17 protein-coding genes and 1 pseudogene are annotated in these 18,220 nt (G+C 67.2%); 7 read left to right on the forward strand and 11 right to left on the reverse strand.

Annotation, left to right across the window (positions count from 1 at the left end; translation table 11 throughout):
- The first annotated feature begins 136 nt into the window (after positions 1 to 136).
- The gene (gene phoP, locus G6N20_RS19700) at positions 137 to 859 is read left to right on the forward strand and encodes a two-component system response regulator PhoP (RefSeq protein WP_083050818.1); all 723 of its coding nucleotides are present in this window, start codon (positions 137 to 139) and stop codon (positions 857 to 859) included.
- A 26-nt stretch (positions 860 to 885) separates the two neighbouring features.
- On the forward strand, positions 886 to 2,316 hold the full coding sequence (locus tag G6N20_RS19705; protein ID WP_083050816.1) for a sensor histidine kinase: 1,431 nt from the start codon (positions 886 to 888) through the stop codon (positions 2,314 to 2,316).
- A 7-nt stretch (positions 2,317 to 2,323) separates the two neighbouring features.
- Here G6N20_RS19705 and G6N20_RS19710 read toward each other — a convergent pair whose 3' ends face one another.
- From G6N20_RS19710 to G6N20_RS19755, 10 genes and pseudogenes are all read right to left on the reverse strand, one after another.
- On the reverse strand, positions 2,324 to 2,728 hold the full coding sequence (locus G6N20_RS19710) for an HIT family protein (protein WP_083050813.1): 405 nt from the start codon (positions 2,726 to 2,728) through the stop codon (positions 2,324 to 2,326).
- Positions 2,729 to 2,797: 69 nt separating this feature from the next.
- Positions 2,798 to 3,217: a nuclear transport factor 2 family protein gene (locus G6N20_RS19715; RefSeq protein ID WP_083050811.1), complete on the reverse strand. Its 420-nt coding sequence runs from the start codon at positions 3,215 to 3,217 to the stop codon at positions 2,798 to 2,800.
- A gap of 17 nt (positions 3,218 to 3,234) precedes the next feature.
- On the reverse strand, positions 3,235 to 5,289 hold the full coding sequence (locus tag G6N20_RS19720; protein ID WP_142272147.1) for an oxidoreductase: 2,055 nt from the start codon (positions 5,287 to 5,289) through the stop codon (positions 3,235 to 3,237).
- Positions 5,290 to 5,308: 19 nt separating this feature from the next.
- On the reverse strand, positions 5,309 to 6,436 hold the full coding sequence (locus G6N20_RS19725; RefSeq protein ID WP_083050808.1) for an NDMA-dependent alcohol dehydrogenase: 1,128 nt from the start codon (positions 6,434 to 6,436) through the stop codon (positions 5,309 to 5,311).
- Positions 6,437 to 6,585: 149 nt separating this feature from the next.
- A complete protein-coding gene (locus G6N20_RS19730; RefSeq protein WP_083050806.1) occupies positions 6,586 to 7,143 on the reverse strand; it encodes a Cif family virulence factor in 558 nt (185 codons plus the stop codon).
- 1 nt (position 7,144) lies between these two features.
- The gene (locus tag G6N20_RS19735; RefSeq protein WP_083050803.1) at positions 7,145 to 7,351 is read right to left on the reverse strand and encodes a ferredoxin; all 207 of its coding nucleotides are present in this window, start codon (positions 7,349 to 7,351) and stop codon (positions 7,145 to 7,147) included.
- Positions 7,352 to 7,353: 2 nt separating this feature from the next.
- The gene (locus tag G6N20_RS19740) at positions 7,354 to 8,715 is read right to left on the reverse strand and encodes a cytochrome P450 (protein ID WP_083050801.1); all 1,362 of its coding nucleotides are present in this window, start codon (positions 8,713 to 8,715) and stop codon (positions 7,354 to 7,356) included.
- A gap of 62 nt (positions 8,716 to 8,777) precedes the next feature.
- Positions 8,778 to 9,599: pseudogene (locus G6N20_RS19745) on the reverse strand (SDR family oxidoreductase); the annotation flags it as partial.
- Entirely contained in the window at positions 9,600 to 10,817 is a 1,218-nt protein-coding gene (locus tag G6N20_RS19750) for a cytochrome P450 (RefSeq protein WP_083050795.1), read from the reverse strand.
- Positions 10,814 to 11,392 (reverse strand): TetR/AcrR family transcriptional regulator, encoded by a 579-nt coding sequence (locus tag G6N20_RS19755; protein WP_083050793.1) that lies wholly within the window; start codon positions 11,390 to 11,392, stop codon positions 10,814 to 10,816. Before G6N20_RS19755 ends, G6N20_RS19750 begins: the two co-directional genes overlap by 4 nt.
- Before the next feature lie 209 nt (positions 11,393 to 11,601).
- Here G6N20_RS19755 and G6N20_RS19760 point away from each other — a divergent pair, with 209 nt between their 5' ends.
- The 5 genes from G6N20_RS19760 to purD are packed head-to-tail and all read left to right on the forward strand — an operon-like array spanning position 11,602 to position 16,445.
- Positions 11,602 to 13,071, forward strand: a complete 1,470-nt coding sequence (locus G6N20_RS19760; protein WP_083050790.1) for an aldehyde dehydrogenase — start codon at positions 11,602 to 11,604, stop codon at positions 13,069 to 13,071.
- 23 nt (positions 13,072 to 13,094) lie between these two features.
- Positions 13,095 to 13,841 (forward strand): SDR family oxidoreductase, encoded by a 747-nt coding sequence (locus G6N20_RS19765; protein ID WP_083050787.1) that lies wholly within the window; start codon positions 13,095 to 13,097, stop codon positions 13,839 to 13,841.
- Entirely contained in the window at positions 13,838 to 14,716 is an 879-nt protein-coding gene (locus G6N20_RS19770) for an NAD(P)-dependent oxidoreductase (RefSeq protein WP_083050785.1), read from the forward strand. Before G6N20_RS19765 ends, G6N20_RS19770 begins: the two co-directional genes overlap by 4 nt.
- Before the next feature lie 17 nt (positions 14,717 to 14,733).
- Positions 14,734 to 15,165: a carboxymuconolactone decarboxylase family protein gene (locus tag G6N20_RS19775; RefSeq protein WP_083050782.1), complete on the forward strand. Its 432-nt coding sequence runs from the start codon at positions 14,734 to 14,736 to the stop codon at positions 15,163 to 15,165.
- A gap of 11 nt (positions 15,166 to 15,176) precedes the next feature.
- Positions 15,177 to 16,445 carry a phosphoribosylamine--glycine ligase gene (purD, locus tag G6N20_RS19780; RefSeq protein WP_083050832.1) on the forward strand — a complete coding sequence of 423 codons (1,269 nt, stop codon included), beginning with the start codon at positions 15,177 to 15,179 and terminating at the stop codon, positions 16,443 to 16,445.
- 37 nt (positions 16,446 to 16,482) lie between these two features.
- Here the strand turns inward: purD and G6N20_RS19785 are convergent, their stop codons facing one another.
- The gene (locus G6N20_RS19785; protein WP_083050829.1) at positions 16,483 to 18,084 is read right to left on the reverse strand and encodes a serine/threonine-protein kinase; all 1,602 of its coding nucleotides are present in this window, start codon (positions 18,082 to 18,084) and stop codon (positions 16,483 to 16,485) included.
- Positions 18,085 to 18,220 lie beyond the last annotated feature (136 nt).

Genomic DNA, 18,220 nt, shown 5'->3' on the forward strand with positions numbered 1-18,220 from the left:
GTGTTGACCGCGCGTAGGTCCAAGCTGATCCGAGGATTTTTGGCAGACTGTTAGCAGACTGCTGGCAACGAGCTTTCAGGAAGTACTCAATGACCGTTAAGGAAGCGTTCAACCACGGTGTGAGGAAATTGGCCTCATGACAGCCGTAACCCCAGGCGAAGCCGCGACGCCGGAGGCTCGTGTGCTCGTCGTCGACGACGAGGCCAACATCGTTGAACTGCTCTCGGTGAGCCTGAAATTCCAGGGATTCGAGGTGCATACCGCGACCAACGGTACCCAGGCGCTGGACAAGGCCCGGGAAGCGAAGCCGGACGCCATCATCCTCGATGTGATGATGCCGGGCATGGACGGCTTCGGGGTGCTGCGACGGCTGCGTGCCGACGGGATCGACGCGCCGGCGTTGTTCCTGACCGCCCGGGACTCGCTGCAGGACAAGATCGCGGGCCTGACCTTGGGTGGCGACGACTATGTGACCAAGCCGTTCAGCCTGGAGGAGGTGGTCGCCCGGCTGCGGGTCATTCTGCGGCGCGCGGGCAAGGGCAGCGCCCAGCCTCGCAACGTCCGCCTGAAATTCGCCGACATCGAGCTTGACGAGGAGACCCACGAGGTGTGGAAGGCCGGGCAGCCGGTGTCCCTGTCGCCCACCGAATTTACGTTGTTGCGGTACTTCGTGATCAACGCGGGCACGGTGCTGAGCAAGCCGAAGATCCTCGACCACGTCTGGCGCTATGACTTCGGCGGCGACGTCAACGTCGTCGAGTCCTACGTGTCGTACCTGCGGCGCAAGATCGACACCGGGGAGAAGCGGTTGCTGCACACCCTGCGCGGGGTGGGCTACGTGCTGCGGGAGCCGCGTTGAGCCCGAGATCGACCGGGTAGCCAAGCATGGCCGAACACCGTCCACGCGGGGTGCCGCTACGGGTAGGGCTGGTCGCCGCGACCCTGGTGTTGGTGCTGGGCGGCCTGGTGGTTTCGGGTGTGGCGGTCACCTCGATCCTGCGGCACAGCCTGATCAGCCGGATCGACTCCACCCTGCTGGACGCCGCCCGCACCTGGGCGCAGGCCCCCTGGAAGCATGCGCCCAACCTGGAGGGCCCCGACCCCGCCCGGCCACCGTCGAAGTTCTACGTGCGCGGCATCAGCCCCGCCGGCCAGACCGTGACCGCCATCAACGACCGCAATGCCGAGCCGGCGCTGCCCGCCGACAACGACGTGGGCCCCAACCCGGTGACGCTGCCGTCGGTCCGCGGCGCCGACATCGAGTGGCGCGCCGTGACGGTCCGGCCGGCGCAGGGCGGGATCACCACCGTCGCCATCGATCTGACCGACCTCGAACACACCGTTCGGTCCTTGGTCTGGCTGCAGGTCGGCATCGGGGTCGCGGTGTTGGTCGTGGTCGGCATCGCCGGCTACCTGGTGGTGCACCGAAGTCTGCGGCCGCTGGCCGAGGTGGAAGAGACCGCGGCGGCGATCGCCGCCGGCCAGCTGGATCGCCGGGTTACCGAACGCGATCCCCGCACCGAGGTGGGCCGACTCTCGTTGGCGCTCAACGGAATGCTGGCCCAAATTCAACAGGCTGTGGCGTCCTCGGAGGCGTCGGCCGAGACGGCCCGCGGTTCCGAAGAGCGGATGCGACGGTTCATCACCGACGCCAGCCATGAACTGCGCACCCCGCTGACCACCATTCGCGGGTTCGCCGAGCTGTATCGCCAGGGCGCCGCGCGCGATGTGGCGATGCTGTTGTCGCGCATCGAAAGCGAAGCCAGCCGGATGGGCCTGCTGGTGGACGACCTGCTGATGCTGGCCCGGCTGGACGCGCACCGTCCGCTGGAAAGGACCCGGGTGGACTTGCTGTCGCTGGCCACTGACGCGGTGCACGACGCGCGGGCGATCGACCGCAATCGCACCATCGCCCTGGAAGTTCTCGACGGCCCCGGCACCCCGGAGGTGTTCGGGGATGAACCCCGGTTGCGGCAGGTGCTGAGCAACCTCGTCGCCAACGCGTTACAGCACACCCCGGACAGCGCGGACATCACCGTCCGGGTCGGCACCGTGGGCGACGACGCGGTGCTCGAGGTCGCCGACAAGGGTCCTGGCATGAGCCCGCAGGATGCGCAGCGGGTGTTCGAGCGGTTCTATCGCACCGACTCGTCACGGGCACGTGCCAGCGGCGGAACCGGGCTGGGGCTGTCGATCGTGGACTCGTTGGTCAAAGCCCACGGCGGCGTCGTCACGGTGACGACCGAGCTCGGTAAGGGTTGCTGCTTCCAGGTCAGGATGCCGCGTGTCAGTGAGGTGGCCGCCCCGGTCAGTTGACCGCGCGCTACGTCAGCTGGGCCAGTGCCGCCTTGATCCTGGCCTGCGCATCGTCCAACGATTCCGGGGACGGGTTGCGGTCGACGTTGGCGAAGCCGAAGTCGCTCAGGCTGCGCGTGGGGAACACGTGGACATGCAGGTGGGGAACCTCGAGCCCGGCGATGATCACCCCGGCGCGCTCGGTTCTGAACGCCTTGCATACCGCCTTGCCGATCAGCTGGCTCACCGACATGACGCGGCCGAACACCTCGGGATCCACGTTCTGCCACTGATCGATTTCGGCCCGCGGCACCACCAGCGTGTGCCCCTTGGTCATGGGTTCAATCGTCAGGAACGCAACGACGTCGTCGTCCTCGTAGACGAACCGGCCGGGCAGTTCCCGGTTGATGATCTTGGTGAAGATCGACGCCATGGGCCAAGCATATGGTCGCCGAAACCGCTGCCAGGGTGGGCCGAAATCGGGCACCTCGGCCGACCTGGTTCACTGCTGTTTGCCGAACGTCATCATCTCCAGGTTCCAGTAACCGCGCAGGTTGGTGATCAGGCCGTCGTCGTTGACCCGGTAGGTGAACACCCCGCGGACCGAACTGGTGAAACCCCCCTCAAACGTGCTGTCCAGCACCAAGATGTGGGCGATCTCGTTGGGCGAACTCGACGGAAAGCTCTCCTGGCATGTGACGGTCAGCTGATTGGGCGCGATGTTGGCGTCGTAGAAGGCGCCGACGGCCTCCTTGCCCCTGATGCCCGCACCATCCGGGTTGGTGACCGCCTTGCCGATCGGGTCTTCGATGACGACGTCGTCGGCCATCAGCGCCAACCAACCGTCGCGGTCGTGGGCTTGCACGCATCGCCAGGACGCCTGCGACGCGCTCAGCGCCGGGGTGTGGGCGGTTTGGGTCATCGCTATTCCTCCTGTTGTCAAATGGCGCACGCGGCGCGGGCGCCGTCCTCGGTGGCCCTGCGGATCAAGCCGAGGCCGCTGCAGTCGCCGGCGGCATGCACCTCGGCGTCGGGCATGGCGGCAACCAGGGAGTCGAACAGGGCGGTGTCGGGCTCGACGGATCCGGCGATCACCACACTGTCGCAGGCCAGGTCGCGGGTGCTTCCGCCGGCCGGGGTGAAAACCACAGCCTCCCTGTTGATCCGGTCTACGGCCGCACGGACGTGGACGGTGACGCCCAACCGGTCGAGCCGGTCCATGTGCTCGGTCTTGCGCTTGTTGCCCACCTCCGGGGCGATGTCCTTGCCCGGCTCGAGGATGGACACCAGCCGGCCCCGGCCGGCCAGGAACTCGGCGAGTTCGATGGCCACCAGGTCACCACCGATGATGACGACGCGCCGGCCCACCGGCATCCAGGCGCGGGTGGCCAGCCGCACCGCGGCGGGACGCACCAACCGCTGTCGCCAGCCGGCCAGCAGCCCAGCGCACAGTCGCTGCCAGGCCGGATCGCTGGATTCGGCGTGCCCGTCCAGCAAGTCGCACAACCCCGGCCCGGTATGCACGTGTGGCAGGTCTGCGCCCGGGATCGTGGGCACCGCGACGTGGCCGCCGGTGGCCACCACCACCGCGTCGGGCCGCATTGCGATCACCTCACCGGACGAAACGGGGTGGCCCAGTTCGACGTTCACCGGGCTGAGTCGGATCTCGTCGCGCAGGTACCGCAGGAACGGCTGGTTTTCGGGATGCAGCAGGCACGCCCAGCGCAGTGCGCCGCCCAGTTGGCCGGCGCGTTCGAAAAGCGTGACGCGGTGGCCGCGTTCGGCGGCCACCCGGGCGGCCTCCAGCCCGGCCGGGCCGCCGCCGACCACCACCACGCGCTTGGCGCGCACCGCGCGAGGTGCCGCCAGTTCACGCTCCTTGCCGGTGCGGGGATTGACGGCGCAATCCACCGAGAGGCGTTGTTCCATGGCGTCGATGCAGTTTTCACACGAGATGCACCGGCGAATGCGGTGCGACTGGCCGGAGGCCAGTTTGTCCGGCAGATCCGGGTCGGCCAGCAGCGGACGGCCCATGGCGATGAAGTCGGCGCGCCCGTCGGCCAGGATCCGTTCGGCCCTGGCGGGGTCGTGGATGCGTCCCACGGCGATCACCGGCACGTCGACCACCTGTTTGACCGCCGCCGCGGCGCCGACGTTGAGCTCGTCGCCGTCGTCGGCGCCGTTGACCATGGCGGTCACCAGCCGATCGATGACGCCGCCGCTGACGTGGAATGCATCCACCCCGGCGGCGACGAGGTCGGGTGCCACCCGGGCGGTTTCGTAGATGGGCCGGCCCCCGGCCACGCGTTCGTAGCCGGAGATGCGCAGCGTGATGGGCAGCGCGTCACCGATCTCGGACCGAATCGCGGCCAGCGCCTGCAGCACCGCTCGGATCCGGCCGCGCGCCGAGTCGCCCCGGTAGTCGTCGGTACGTCGATTGCGTTGCGGGGCAAGGAAAGAGCCCAGCAGCATGTAGCCGTGTGCGGCATGGAGCTCGATGCCGTCGTAGCCGGCCTCGGCGGCCCGCCGCGCCGCGGCCCTGAACAGGTCGAACACCTCGGCCAGCTGCCGCGTGCTGATCTCCGCCGACGGACGCCCGGTCAGGTACGACGGGATCACCGACGGCCCCAGCGACGGCACGCCGAACATCTCCGGTCCCAGGCCGTCGGGTCCGGCGTGCACCAGCTGGGGCTGGATCTTGGCACCGTGCGCGTGCACCACGTCCACCAGCGCCCGGTGCGCGTCCACCGCGGCGTCGGTGGCCAGCTGCAGGCCACCGGGTGTTTCGGGGTGATGATGGTCGACTCCGGTGGCGCCCAACGTGATCAGCCCGACGCCGCCCTCGGCTCGGGCGGCGAAGTAGTCCCGCGTGCGTTGCGAGGGCAGCCCGTCTCTGGTGCCATACATCGTCTCCATGGGAGACATGACCACCCGGTTGCGCACCGTCATGGCGCCGATTCGTCCCGGCGCCAACAGATGGGGAAAGCGGGCCACCGACGGACCACGCGCCAGGCTACCGGTCGGCGTCCGTGTAGCGGATCACGCCGCGAATGTTCTTGCCGTCCAGCATGTCCTGGTAGCCGTCGTTGATCTGTTCCAGCCGGTATTGACGGGTGATCATGTCGTCCAGGTTGAGCTTGCCCGCCTTGTACATCGACAACAACTGCGGAATGTCATGACGCGGGTTGCCGCCGCCGAAGATGGTTCCCTGCAGGTTCTTCTGCAGCATGGACAGCATGAACAGGTTCAGCGTCACTTGGGTGTCGAGCATGCTGCCAATCGCCGTCACGACGCAGGTTCCGTTCTTGGCGGTAAGCGTCAGGTAGCTGTCGATATCTTTGCCCTTGAGATCGCCGACCGTGACGATCACCTTCTTGGCCATTCGGCCTTCGGTGACTTGCCCCATGCCCATCGTTGCCGCTTCGATGTCGGGGTAGACATGGGTGGCGCCGAACTTGAGCGCCTGGTCTCGCTTCCACTCGACCGGCTCGATGACGAAGATGTAGCGGGCGCCGGCGGCGACCGCGCCCTGCAGGGCCGCCATCCCGACCCCGCCGACGCCGATGATCGCGACGTCTTGACCCGGCCGGATGTCCGCGGAGCGGGTGGCCGAACCATAGCCGGTGGTCACCCCGCAGCCGACCAGGCAGGCGACCTCGAACGGGATCGACGGATCGATCTTCACCACCGAGGTCTTGTGCACCACCATGTACGGCGAGAAGGTGCCCAGCAACGTCATCGGGTAGACGTTTTGGCCGCGGGCCTGGATGCGGAATGTGCCGTCGCTGACCGCCGCGCCGGCCAGCAGCCCTGCCCCCAGGTCGCACAGGTTGCGCATCCCGGCCTCACATGACGGACACCGCCCACAGGATGGAATGAACGACAACACGACGTGGTCGCCGGGAACGATGTCTTCCACTCCGGGTCCAACCTCGGTGACGATGCCGGCACCCTCGTGTCCGCCCAGGACGGGAAAGCCCGCCATCGGAATCCCACCGGTCACGAGCTTGTGGTCGGAGTTGCACATGCCCGCCGCTTCCATCTGAATCTTGACCTCGTCCTTGACGGGGTCACCGATGTCGATCTCCTCCACCGACCACGGCTGGTTGAACTCCCAGATCAGAGCGCCTTTTGTCTTCACGTTGGATCGGACCCCATTTCACCGTTGAATTGAGCTGAGCTGCCCGACTCCGTCCGGCAGCGGTGGTGACGAATGCCACCGACACTCCCTGTCGCGTCAGCATAGCGCGTCCAACAAAACAAATGCTTGGTTGGCTGGTTGCGGGCGCCTCACCAGAGCGGGACCGGGGCCTTGCCGAGCGGGTAGTAGCCCGGTATCGCCTCGCCGGATGCGCCCCTTGCGAAGCCGCGTTCGATGCGGTTGCGCATGCCCGCCGACAGCTTGCCGGCCTTGATCAACTCCTGGTAAAGCGCCGACACGTGGCCGAAGTCGAAGAAGTCGCGCTGCCAGCTCCATTTCCCGCCGCCGGCGTAGCGAAACCAGCTGCCGCCGATGCCGTACACCTCCCACTGGGTGCCGTCGGCGTCGGTGGCGACCTGCTTCCAGAACCCGACCACCTCGCCGATCTTGTCGTCGATGACGACCCGCTGGTACGGGTAACGCCAGCCCTGCAGGCCCGCCATCTCCTGGCCGAGCGCGATGTCACGGATCTCGTCGATCCCGACGCACATCACGTCCTGCGTGGGCCCGATGTTCCAGCCGTAGGTGGCATCGTCGGTATAGAAGTCGGCGAGCACCGTCCAATCCCCGCTCCGCTCGGCGTCCTGGTTGGCTTGCAACCAGCGCCGCACCACGTCTTCCAGCTCCGAGCGGGGGAATGCGGTCACGTCAATCTCCTGTTTCTCGGATGGACAACGCTCGCGTGGGGCAGGCCCGCACGGCCTGCTCGATCTGCCGGCGGGCGTGCGGGGGCGGCTCGGCATCGATGATGTCCACCTGGCCGCGTTTGGGCACCCGGAAATAGTCGGGCGCCTCCAGCTCGCACATCGCATGTCCCTGGCACAAATCCAGGTCGACCTGCACCCGGTAACCCATCGTTACCGTCCCGTCTTGGTCCTCTTGCGGTAGCGCACCCGGGCCGGCTGGGCCAGCTGCACCACCATCTTGGAATGATCGTTGCGGTAGCTGTCCGGCGGTTGCGCCATCGCAAACGCGTACTCGCGCAACAGCACCGAGAAGATCGCCTTGATCTGCATGGTGGCGAACGCCGCGCCCACGCACCGATGCCGGCCGGCGCCGAACGGAATCCACGTCCAGCGGTTGACCAGATCCTCTTGGCGGGGCTCCGCATAGCGTTGCGGCAGGAACTCGTCGGGGTCGGGGAAATCCTCGGGGATCCGGTTGGAGATCGCCGGTGAGGCCGCCACCAAATCGCCCACATGGATCGGATGGCCTTGCAGCTGGAACTCACGCTTGGCGACCCGCATCAGGATGATCAGCGGCGGGTGCAGCCGCAGCGTCTCCTTCAGCACGTTCTCCAGCCGCGGAATCTGGCGCAGCGCGTGGAAACTCACCGGCTGACCGTCGGCGTAGAGCGCGTCGAGCTCGTTGATCACCGCGTCGTATTCGGCGGGGTGGCGCAGCAACTCGATCAGGGTCCACGACGCGGTGCCCGAGCTGGTGTGGTGTCCGGCGAACATCATCGAGATGAACATGCCGGTGATCTCGTCGGCCGAGAACCGAGGATTGCCGTGGTCATCGGTGACGGTGATGAGCACGTCGAGCATGTCCCGCTCGTGCTTGTCCGCCGGGGGGTTGGCGATCCGGTTGTTCATGATGCCTCCGACCAGCGCGACCAATCCCTTGCGGGCCTGGTCGCGGCGGCGGAAGCTCTCGATCGGCAGGTAGGGGTCGACGTAGGCCAGCGGGTCGGTGCCGCGCTCCAGCTCGTGGTAGAGCCTGGCGAATCGCCCGTCGAGTTGGTCGCGGAACTTCTTGCCGATCAGGCACGCCGAGGAGGTGTAGATGGTCAACTCGGCGAAGAAATCCAGCAGGTCGATCTCGCCGGCTTGGCCCCAGTCGGCGATCATCCGCCGGACCTGGTCCTCGATGGTGACGGCGTGGCCCTTCATATGCTCGCCGCGCAGCGCGGCGTTGTGCAGCATCTCCTTGCGCCGCTCCGGGCTGGCGTCAAACACCACGCCCTTGCCGAAGATCGGCGTCATGAACGGGTAGGCCTCGGCCTGGTCCAGCTCGTCGTCGCCGGCGCGGAAGAAGAACTCGTTGGCCTGTGCGCCCGAGAGCAACACCACGTGCTTGCCGGCCAGTTGGAAGGTGCCGACGTCACCGCATTCGTCGCGGGTGCGCCGCATCAGCCCGATCGGATCGGCGCGGAATTCCTCGAGGTGGCCGTGTTTGCCTTGCCCACCGGAAACTCGTGGAACGGCAACAACACTCATTGGTCGGGCATCCCCTCATCGCGTGGGCTGGATTGCTCGGCTCCTTCCCCAGGCGTTTCGTCCGGCATCGTCGCCTCACCCAGTGAAAGCCTCTGACGAATTTCGGGCGCGTCCGCCAGCGGCGCCTCGGGCTGGACTTCCATGTTCACCACGATTGAGCCGCGCGGGGTTTCGGCGACAAACGCGATGGCGCGGGCGACGTCTGTGGGGCGCAGGAAGTAGCTGTGCCGGGCCTGACCCCACTTCGCCCAGTCCTGCAGCATTGGGCCGACTTGTTCGGCGGACAGCTGCCAGCCCATCCCGGTCAGCGTGGGCCCCGGATGGATGATCGACGCGCGAACACCGGTGCCCTCGAGCTCCATCTGCAGATTGGTCACCATGGCCACCAGCCCGGCCTTGGCCGCGCCGTAAGCGCCCATGTGTGGCCGTTGGCGCAGGGCCACATCCGACCCGACGAAGATGACATCGCCGCGCCGGCGCGCCACCATGTCCGGCAGCACCGCGGTGGCCAGCCGGTTGGCGCCGATCAGATGTATCTGGACCTGCTCGAGGAAGGCGTCGGTGCTGATCTCGTGCAGCCGTCCCGGGAGCATGTCCCCCGCACCGGACACCAGCAACTCGATCTCGCCCAGTGCGTCGATGGATTGTGCCACAAACGCTTTCACCGACACCGCATCGGTGACATCGAGCGGGAAGGCCACCGCCTCGCCACCGTCGGCGCGGATCTTGTGCACCACTTCGGCCAACTTGTCCACGCGTCTGGCCCCCAGCGCAACCGGGAATCCCCGGCCGGCCAGCTCGGTGGCGGTGGCCGCGCCGATGCCGGACGACGCACCCGCGACGATCGCGGGACGCCGGGCCGGATGAGGCTCGAAGCGGGGCATCTACCTGGCCTCTACGGTGACCGGCAGCTGGGCAAAGCCGCGCACATTGCTGGAATGGACGCGCACCGCGTTGTCTTCGTCCACCTGGTAGCCGCGAATCCGGCCCAACAGCTCGCCCAGCGCCACGCGAGCTTCCATTCGGGCCAGATGCGCGCCCAGGCAGAAGTGTGCGCCACTACCGAAACTGACCAGTTTCGAACCGATTTCACGGCCGATGCGGTAGTCGTCGGGGTCGTCGAACACCCTGTCGTCGCGGTTGGCCGATCCTGGCAGCAGCAACAACACCTCACCCGGGCACAGGGTGGTGTCGTACAGCGTGAGATCGTGTGAGACGGTGCGGGCCAGAATCTGGCTGGACGTGTCGTAGCGCAGAGTCTCCTCCACCCACAACGGAATCCGAGAGTGGTCGGCGAACACCCCGGCGAGCTGGTCGGGATTGCGGGCACCCCAATAAACGGCGTTGGCCAGCAGCTTGGTGGTGGTCTCGTTGCCGGCGATCACCATCAGGAACAGAAACGCCATGATCTCGTCGTCGGTGAGCTGGTCGCCGTCAATATCGGCCGCCAGCAACGCCGACGTCAGATTGTCCGCGGGATGCTTACGGAACTGCCCGATGAGCTCCGCGTAGTAGGCCATCAGCTCGATCGACGCCTGCATCGCCGAGCGGGGCACGTCGGCCACGCCGTCCTCGCGATGCAGCACGCCGTCGGCCAGCGCCCGCAGGCGGGCCCGGTCAGCGGCGGGAACGCCCATCAGCTCCGAGATCACGTCCATCGGTAGCTTGCCGGCGAATTCGGCCACGAAATCGAACGTGTCATGCTGCAGGGCCGAATCCAGATGAGTGCGGGCCAATTTCATTACCTGCGGCTCGAGTTCCCGGATCCGTCGTGGGGTGAACCCCTTGGACACCAAGGTGCGCATCCGCAAGTGTTCGGGGTCGTCCATGGCCAGCATCGACATCACCCGATAGGCCTCGGAAGTGCGCGACGACGGATCCAGCGACACCCCATACACATTCGACAACGAGGTGCTGTTGCGGAAACCTTGCAACACGTCGGAGTGCCGCGACACCGCCCAGAAATTCAGCTGCTCGTTGCGGTACAGTGGGGCCTCGTCGCGCAGCCGCCGGTAGTACGGGTACGGATCTTCATGGAAGTCGTAGTCGTAGGGATCCAGGACCAGTTCCGGATCGCCCTGGACGGGGACCTGCACGGTCATGTCGTGTCGACTCCCGCCAGGATGAGGCTCACCACGTCGGCGAGCCGGTCAGCCATCTCGTGGTAGGTGAACGCGCCGCTGCCGGCCTGGACCAGCGCACCGAAGAAGGCCATCTCCAGGGCGGATACCGTGTTGGGGTTGGCGCCCGGCCCGATCGCCGACACGATGCGGCGATGTATTTCCGCCCCGATCCGGTCCCGCGCGGCGCACACCGCGGGGTCGGCGCCGCCGCCGAGCAACGCCGCCGTCGACGCGGCGCCGATCTCGGGTTCGTCGGCGACCACCAACGCCAGATGCCGCAACGCCTGGTGCACCCGGGTGGACATGGGGTCGTTGACGTCGGTGAAGTACGGCACCCGCCGGACCAGGTCGAGGTAGACCTCCGCGATCAGGTGGTTCTTCGACGAGAAATAGGTGTAGGCGGTGGCGGGCGCCACCTGGGCGCGCGCCGCCACCATCCGCACGGTCAGGTCGGCATAGGAGCTTGCCCCCAGGGTCCGCAGGGTTTCCATGCCGGCCGCCAGCAGCTTGCCGAAGGTCTCCTGCTGGCGCCGGTTGCGTGCGACCGGCGCCATCACTTGACTGGACACATGTCCAGGTTAGCCGAGGGTTGCGATGCGAGGCAAGCCCGGCCGCCAAATGCCCAGTACAGAGGCGTATTGTCGCAATCGATCGAGCCGGGCCGGGATCGGACCTTGCACGGCGAACGGCCCGACGGCTATCGTGCGAGCAGGTCCTATCGGACAAGTGTCCATCTGATGTGGCGGATAGGCGGGAGCACGAGATGGCCCTGTTGGCCGACGGCGTTAGCGCCCTGTTCATCGACGGCAAGCTGACCGAAGGTGGTGCCGGCACCTTCCCGACGATCGACCCGGCCACCGAGGAAGTGCTGGGTGTGGCCGCCGACGCCGATGCCGAGGACATGGGCCGCGCCATCGACGCCGCGCGGCGCGCGTTCGACGACACCGACTGGTCGCGCAACACCGAGCTGCGGGTGCGGTGCGTGCGCCAGCTGCGTGACGCGCTGCGACAACACCTCGAGGAACTCCGCGAGATCACCATCGCCGAGGTCGGCGCGCCGCGGATGCTCACCGCCAGCGCCCAGCTGGAAGGCCCGGTCAACGACCTGGCGTTCGCGGCCGACACCGCCGAATCCTATGTGTGGAACCAGGATCTCGGCCGGGCGTCGCCGCTGGGCATCCCCACCCGGCGCACGCTGGCACGCGAGGCCGTCGGCGTCGTCGGCGCCATCACCCCGTGGAACTTCCCGCACCAGATCAACCTCGCCAAGCTGGGTCTCGCGCTGGCCGCGGGCAACACCGTCGTGCTCAAGCCGGCACCCGACACGCCGTGGTGCGCGGCCGTGCTCGGGCCAATCATCGCCGAGCACACCGACTTTCCGCCCGGCGTCGTCAACATCGTCACCTCCAGCGACCACGGCCTGGGAGCGCTATTGGCCAAAGATCCACGGGTGGACATGATGTCGTTCACCGGATCGACGGCCACCGGCCGCAGCGTGATGGCCGACGCCGCCACCACCATCAAGAAGGTCTTCCTGGAGCTGGGCGGCAAGTCGGCGTTCGTCGTGCTCGACGACGCCGACCTGGGTGCGGCCGGCGGCATTTCGGCGTTCTCGGCATGCATGCACGCCGGGCAGGGGTGCGCGATCACCACCCGGCTGCTGGTGCCGCGGGCCCGCTATGACGAGGCCGTCGCGATCGCGGCGGCCACCATGTCCGCGATCAAGCCCGGCGATCCCAACGACCCCGGAACCGTTTGCGGACCACTGATTTCGGCGCGGCAGCGAGACCGGGTGCAGGGCTACCTCGATCTGGCGATCGCCGAAGGCGGCAGCTTCGCGTGCGGCGGCGGCCGGCCGGCGGATAGGTCGGTCGGTTTTTTCATCGAGCCCACCGTGATCGCGGGCCTGGACAACGACGCCCGGCCGGCCCGGGAGGAGATCTTCGGCCCAGTGCTCACGGTGATCGCCCACGACGGCGACGACGACGCGGTGCGCATCGCCAACGACTCGCCATACGGCTTGTCGGGCACCGTGTTTGGCGCCGATCCCGAGCGGGCCGCCGGGGTGGCGGCGCGGTTACGGGTGGGCACGGTCAACGTCAACGGTGGTGTCTGGTACTCCGCGGACGCACCCTTCGGCGGCTACAAACAGTCCGGCATCGGCCGGGAGATGGGGCTGCTCGGATTCGAGGAGTACCTGGAAGCCAAGCTCATTGCGACCGCAGCGGGCTGACCGCGCAGCGCAGGAAGGAAGCCATGTTCGACAACAAGGTGGCCATCGTCACCGGAGCCGCCCGGGGCATCGGGCAGGCCTACGCCGCCGCCCTGGCCCGCGAAGGTGCCTCGGTCGTCGTCGCCGACATCGACGCCGACGGTGCCGCGGAAGTGGCCAAACAAATCGTCGCCGACGGTGGCGCGGCAATCGGAGTGGCCGTTGACGTTTCCGACGAGGAGTCGGCGAAGGCCATGGCCGACAAGGCCGTTGGTGAATTCGGCGGCATCGACTACCTGGTCAACAACGCCGCGATCTACGGCGGCATGAAACTCGACCTGCTGCTGACCGTGCCGTGGGACTACTACAAGAGGTTCATGAGCGTCAATCACGACGGGGCACTGGTGTGCACCCGCGCGGTGTACCGGCACATGGCCAGCCGGGGAGGCGGCGCGATCGTCAACCAGTCATCGACGGCGGCGTGGCTGTATTCCAACTTCTACGGGCTGGCCAAGGTCGGCATCAACGGTCTGACGCAGCAGCTTGCCCGCGAACTGGGCGGCATGAAGATCCGGATCAACGCGATCGCGCCCGGGCCGATCGACACCGAAGCCACCCGAACCGTCGCACCCGGTGAGATTGTCAAGCACATGGTGCAAACCATTCCGCTGGCCAGGATGGGCACGCCCGAGGACCTGGTGGGCATGTGCCTGTTCCTGCTCAGCGACCAGGCCTCCTGGATCACTGGGCAGATCTTCAATGTCGATGGCGGACAGATCATCCGGTCATGACCGCCGCCGACACCCGCGCACCGCGCCTGGGCTACATCGGGCTGGGCAACCAGGGCGCGCCGATGGCCAAACGGCTGCTCGGCTGGCCCGGGGGGCTGACGGTCTTCGACGTGCGCGCCGAGGCGATGACCCCGTTTGTCGACGGCGGCGCCACCGCCGCGGCGACGTTGGCCGACGTCGCCGCAGCCGACATCATCAGCGTCACCGTGTTCGACGACGCGCAGGTGCGCGAGGTGATCAACGGGCCCGACGGGCTGGCGGCCCACGCCAAGCCCGGCACCGTCATCGCGATCCACTCCACGATCAGTGACACCACCGCCGTGGAATTGGCTAATGAGCTGCGGCCGCGGGGAATCCACATCGCGGATGCGCCGGTCAGCGGCGGCGCCGCGGCGGCCGCCCAGGGGGAGTTGGCCACCATGGTCGGCGCGGACGAGGAGACGTTCGAGCGGATCACCGGGCCGTTCCGGCGGTGGGCGTCCCTGGTGATCCACGCCGGCGAGCCGGGGGCGGGCACCAGGATGAAGCTCGCGCGCAACATGCTGACCTTTGTGTCCTACGCGGCCGCCGCCGAGGCGGAGAAATTGGCCGAGGCCAGTGGCCTGAGCCTGCGGGCGCTGGCCAAGGTGGTGCGCCACACCGACGCCCTCACCGGTGGTCCGGGGGCGATCATGTTCCGGACGACGACGGCACCGATACAACCCGACGATCCGTTGCATCCGGTGTTGCGGCACACCCGTGAGCTGGGGGAGAAAGATCTGAGCCTGGCGCTGGCGTTGGGCGACGCGGTCTCGGTCGACCTGCCGCTGGCCCGGCTGGCGTTGCGGCGGTTGGCGATCGGCCTGGGCGTGCCGCACACTGACGAGTCCCGGTAGACACGAGGAGATATCCGATGGACGAATTGCGCCGCAAGGGGCTGGACAAGATGAACCAGGTCTATGCCTGGGACATGCCCGACATGCCGGGTGAGTACTTTGCCCTGACCGTCGATCACCTCTTCGGCAGGATCTGGACCCGGGAGGGGCTATCCATGCGCGATCGCCGGATGGCGGTGATTGCGGTGCTGACCGCGCAGGGCCAGACGGACCTGCTGGAGGTCCAGGTCAACGCCGTGCTGCACAACGACGAACTCACCCTGGACGAACTGCGTGAACTCGCCGTGTTCATCACCCACTACGTCGGCTTCCCGCTGGGCTCCCGGCTCAACAGCGCGATCGAGCGGGTAGCGGCCAAACGCAAGCAAGCGGCCAAGAACGGGTTGGCGGCCGACGCCAAAGCCAACGTCGCCGAGGTGCTGGCGAAGGAGGCCGGCGAGTCCGGATAGTGTGTCGTGTCGTGCGCGTCCTGGTGATCGGTTCCGGTGCCCGTGAACATGCGCTGCTGCTGGCGCTGTCCAAAGACCCGCAGGTCACCGGACTCGTCATCGCTCCCGGGAACGCCGGCACCGCCCGGCTGGCCGAACAGCACCACGTCGACATCACCTCCGGCGACGAGGTCGTCGCCTTAGCCCGCGCGGTGCGGGCCGACCTGGTGGTCATCGGCCCCGAGCTGCCGTTGGTGCTCGGAGTGGCCGACGCCGTGCGCGCGGCCGGCATCGCATGTTTTGGGCCCAGTAAGGATGCGGCTCGCATCGAGGGTTCCAAGGCATTCGCCAAGGAGGTGATGGCGGCGGCCGGGGTGCGCACCGCCGCGAGTGAAATCGTGGACAACCCAGCGCATTTGGACGCCGCGCTGGATCGGTTCGGGCCGCCCGCGGGTGACCCGGCCTGGGTGGTGAAAGACGATCGTCTGGCCGCCGGCAAGGGCGTGGTGGTGACACCGGACCGAGAAGCCGCGCGCGCACATGCCGCCAGCCTGCTCGAGGCCGGGCATCCGGTGCTGTTGGAGTCCTTTCTCGACGGCCCCGAGGTGTCGCTGTTCTGCGTGGTCGACGGTCGAACCGTGGTGCCGCTGCTGCCCGCTCAGGACTTCAAGCGGGTCGGCGAGGGTGACACCGGACCCAACACCGGCGGCATGGGCGCCTATGCGCCGCTGCCGTGGCTGCCCGATAGCGTCTACCGGGAGGTGGTCAGCCAGATCGTCGAACCCGTTGCGGCCGAACTGGTTCGGCGGGGCAGCCCGTTTTGCGGACTGCTGTATGCCGGCCTGGCGATCACCGGGCACGGACCGGCCGTGGTCGAATTCAACTGCCGCTTCGGAGATCCGGAGACACAGGCGGTCCTGGCCCTGCTGGATTCACCCCTTGGTCAGCTACTGCACGCGGCCGGCACCGGGAAGTTGGCCGACTTCGGCGAACTGCGCTGGCGGGCTGGCACCGCCGTGACGGTGGTGTTGGCCGCCGAAAACTATCCCGGGCGACCGCGGGTCGGAGACGTTGTCGTCGGCGCCGAAGCCCAGGGGGTGCTGCACGCCGGGACCACCCGGCGTGACGACGGCGCGATCATTTCCTCGGGCGGCCGGGTATTGTCGGTGGTCGGCACCGGCGCGGACCTATCCGCGGCGCGGGCGCACGCATACCACATCCTCAGTTCAATTCGGTTAGCGGGCAGTCATTTCCGCAGTGATATCGGCTTGCGTGCCGCAGAGGGAAAAATCAGCGTTTAGCTACCGAGGCCACCATGCGTGGCGCAAGCGCCTATTTCTATCGCAGATGGTGCGGGCAGAAGGCGGTGATTGCCGCGTTGACGCTGGCGGTTGCCTGTGCGGGCGTTAATCCGGTGTTGTTGTTTACGGTCGCGGCGGCGTGATCATGGGGGTTCCCCCCGTTCTGAAGGTCTGCGCACACGGCACGGCCACTGGCGGCAGCAGTCGCGGGGTCGGTGACGGTGACACCGGGAATCTGTGACACCAGACCGAGGAAGACCTGGTCGGGGCTGGGTGTCGGTCCCTGCGGGGCCGGTGCGGCCTGAATGGACGCGGGAGTTGGGAACGCCGGTGGCGGCGGGCTCTTCGGGGCTGGTGCCGATTGCCGCGAGGGTGGTGCGGGTAGTGGCGCATCCCCCGCCGCCCGTGGCGGCTCCGCCACAGCTGAGGCTGCCGGTGGCGGGATGTCCTTCGGGGCGGGTGCCATTGGCTGTGATGGCGGCGCGGGCGGTGGTGCGTGCTCAACCGCCCGTCGAGGCTGCGCCAAAGTCGGGGATGCAACGGGTGGGCGCTGCTCGGCGGCGGTGTTGCCACTGTTGATCGCGTAGCCACTGGCGCCGACAGCGGTGAGCGCGATCATCGTTGATGCTGCCGTGAAAATCCGCCATCGACCGCGTCGCTGCTGTTTGTCGGCGTCAGCCATGACCGAGGGCACAACCGTCTTCTTCGGGGACCTGGCCGTCAACGGAATAGGCATGGTCGAAGCCGAAGGCTTCGGGTGGCCGCTGGAATGGGCGGCCCTCGCGAACGCATGGGCGAAATCAGTGCACCGGGCGAATCGATCGGTGGGATCCTTCGCAAGAGCCACCGCGAGCACCGGATCAAAGGTCGCGAGCATGGGGCGGGTCTTCGCCAGTGCTGGCGGTGGCGCGCTCAGGTGGCGGCTGATGACCACGGCTGGGTTGGTGTGCGGGAACAGTGTTGACCCGGTCAGCAGATGGTAGGCGGTGGCCGCTAGAGCGTACTGATCGGCGCGTCCGTCCATTGGTTCATCCGTTAGCTGTTCAGGTGCGGCGTAGGGAAACGTGCCGATGGTCATGTTTGTCGCGGTCAGGCCAGCGGTGTCACCGACGGTGCGGGCGATTCCGAAGTCGCCCAATAGGATTCTCTGGTCGTCATCGCCCGGGTCGGTGAGCAGGATATTCGCGGGGCTGACATCGCGGTGCAATAGACCATGGTGTTGATGCGCATAGTCGAGTGCGCTGGCGATCGCAGTGATTATCGTGGCCACCCGATCTGCCGGCATACCAACTGGATAGTGGTCTCGCAGCAGGCTCGCTGCGTCGGCCCCGTCGACGAAGTCCATCGAGATCCATAGCTGTCCGTTGAACTCGCCTCGGTCATTGACGCGCACGATGTTCGGATGCCACAGCGCAGCCGCTACGTTCGCCTCTCTGATGAATCGCCGGCGATAGTCATCGTCAGCAGATACGTCATTGCTCAATATCTTGAGCGCTTCGCGGCGGGGCAACCGTGGATGCTGGGCGAGGTAGACCTCACCCATTCCCCCGGATCCCAGCAACCGGACAATCGTGTACCCGGCAAACACCTCGCCGGCGTTCAACCCGATGCCGGGGCCTCGATCAGCCAACCCAACCATCGCACCGTCCAATACAGCGATGCCCAGCAGAGCCTCAACGCCAGCCAATCAGTGTACACCCGAAATTAACCAATGGACTACTCATAGTTCACTAATTCGTAACCTATGCTTAACCTCTGATCTGTCTGGTGGCTGA

Origin of the sequence: Mycobacterium shinjukuense (assembly GCF_010730055.1) — a bacterium.
Taxonomy (GTDB): Bacteria; Actinomycetota; Actinomycetes; order Mycobacteriales; family Mycobacteriaceae; genus Mycobacterium; species Mycobacterium shinjukuense.

Coding starts and splice junctions, on each gene's coding strand:
- G6N20_RS19765 (WP_083050787.1), top strand. CDS start 13,095: ATGTTCGACAACAAGGTGGCCATCGTCACCGGAGCCGCCCGGGGCATC.
- G6N20_RS19785 (WP_083050829.1), bottom strand. CDS start 18,084: ATGGTTGGGTTGGCTGATCGAGGCCCCGGCATCGGGTTGAACGCCGGC.
- G6N20_RS19710 (WP_083050813.1), bottom strand. CDS start 2,728: ATGGCGTCGATCTTCACCAAGATCATCAACCGGGAACTGCCCGGCCGG.
- G6N20_RS19770 (WP_083050785.1), top strand. CDS start 13,838: ATGACCGCCGCCGACACCCGCGCACCGCGCCTGGGCTACATCGGGCTG.
- G6N20_RS19715 (WP_083050811.1), bottom strand. CDS start 3,217: ATGACCCAAACCGCCCACACCCCGGCGCTGAGCGCGTCGCAGGCGTCC.
- G6N20_RS19735 (WP_083050803.1), bottom strand. CDS start 7,351: ATGGGTTACCGGGTGCAGGTCGACCTGGATTTGTGCCAGGGACATGCG.
- G6N20_RS19705 (WP_083050816.1), top strand. CDS start 886: ATGGCCGAACACCGTCCACGCGGGGTGCCGCTACGGGTAGGGCTGGTC.
- G6N20_RS19750 (WP_083050795.1), bottom strand. CDS start 10,817: ATGACCGTGCAGGTCCCCGTCCAGGGCGATCCGGAACTGGTCCTGGAT.
- G6N20_RS19755 (WP_083050793.1), bottom strand. CDS start 11,392: ATGGCGCCGGTCGCACGCAACCGGCGCCAGCAGGAGACCTTCGGCAAG.
- G6N20_RS19740 (WP_083050801.1), bottom strand. CDS start 8,715: ATGAGTGTTGTTGCCGTTCCACGAGTTTCCGGTGGGCAAGGCAAACAC.
- G6N20_RS19760 (WP_083050790.1), top strand. CDS start 11,602: ATGGCCCTGTTGGCCGACGGCGTTAGCGCCCTGTTCATCGACGGCAAG.
- G6N20_RS19775 (WP_083050782.1), top strand. CDS start 14,734: ATGGACGAATTGCGCCGCAAGGGGCTGGACAAGATGAACCAGGTCTAT.
- phoP (WP_083050818.1), top strand. CDS start 137: ATGACAGCCGTAACCCCAGGCGAAGCCGCGACGCCGGAGGCTCGTGTG.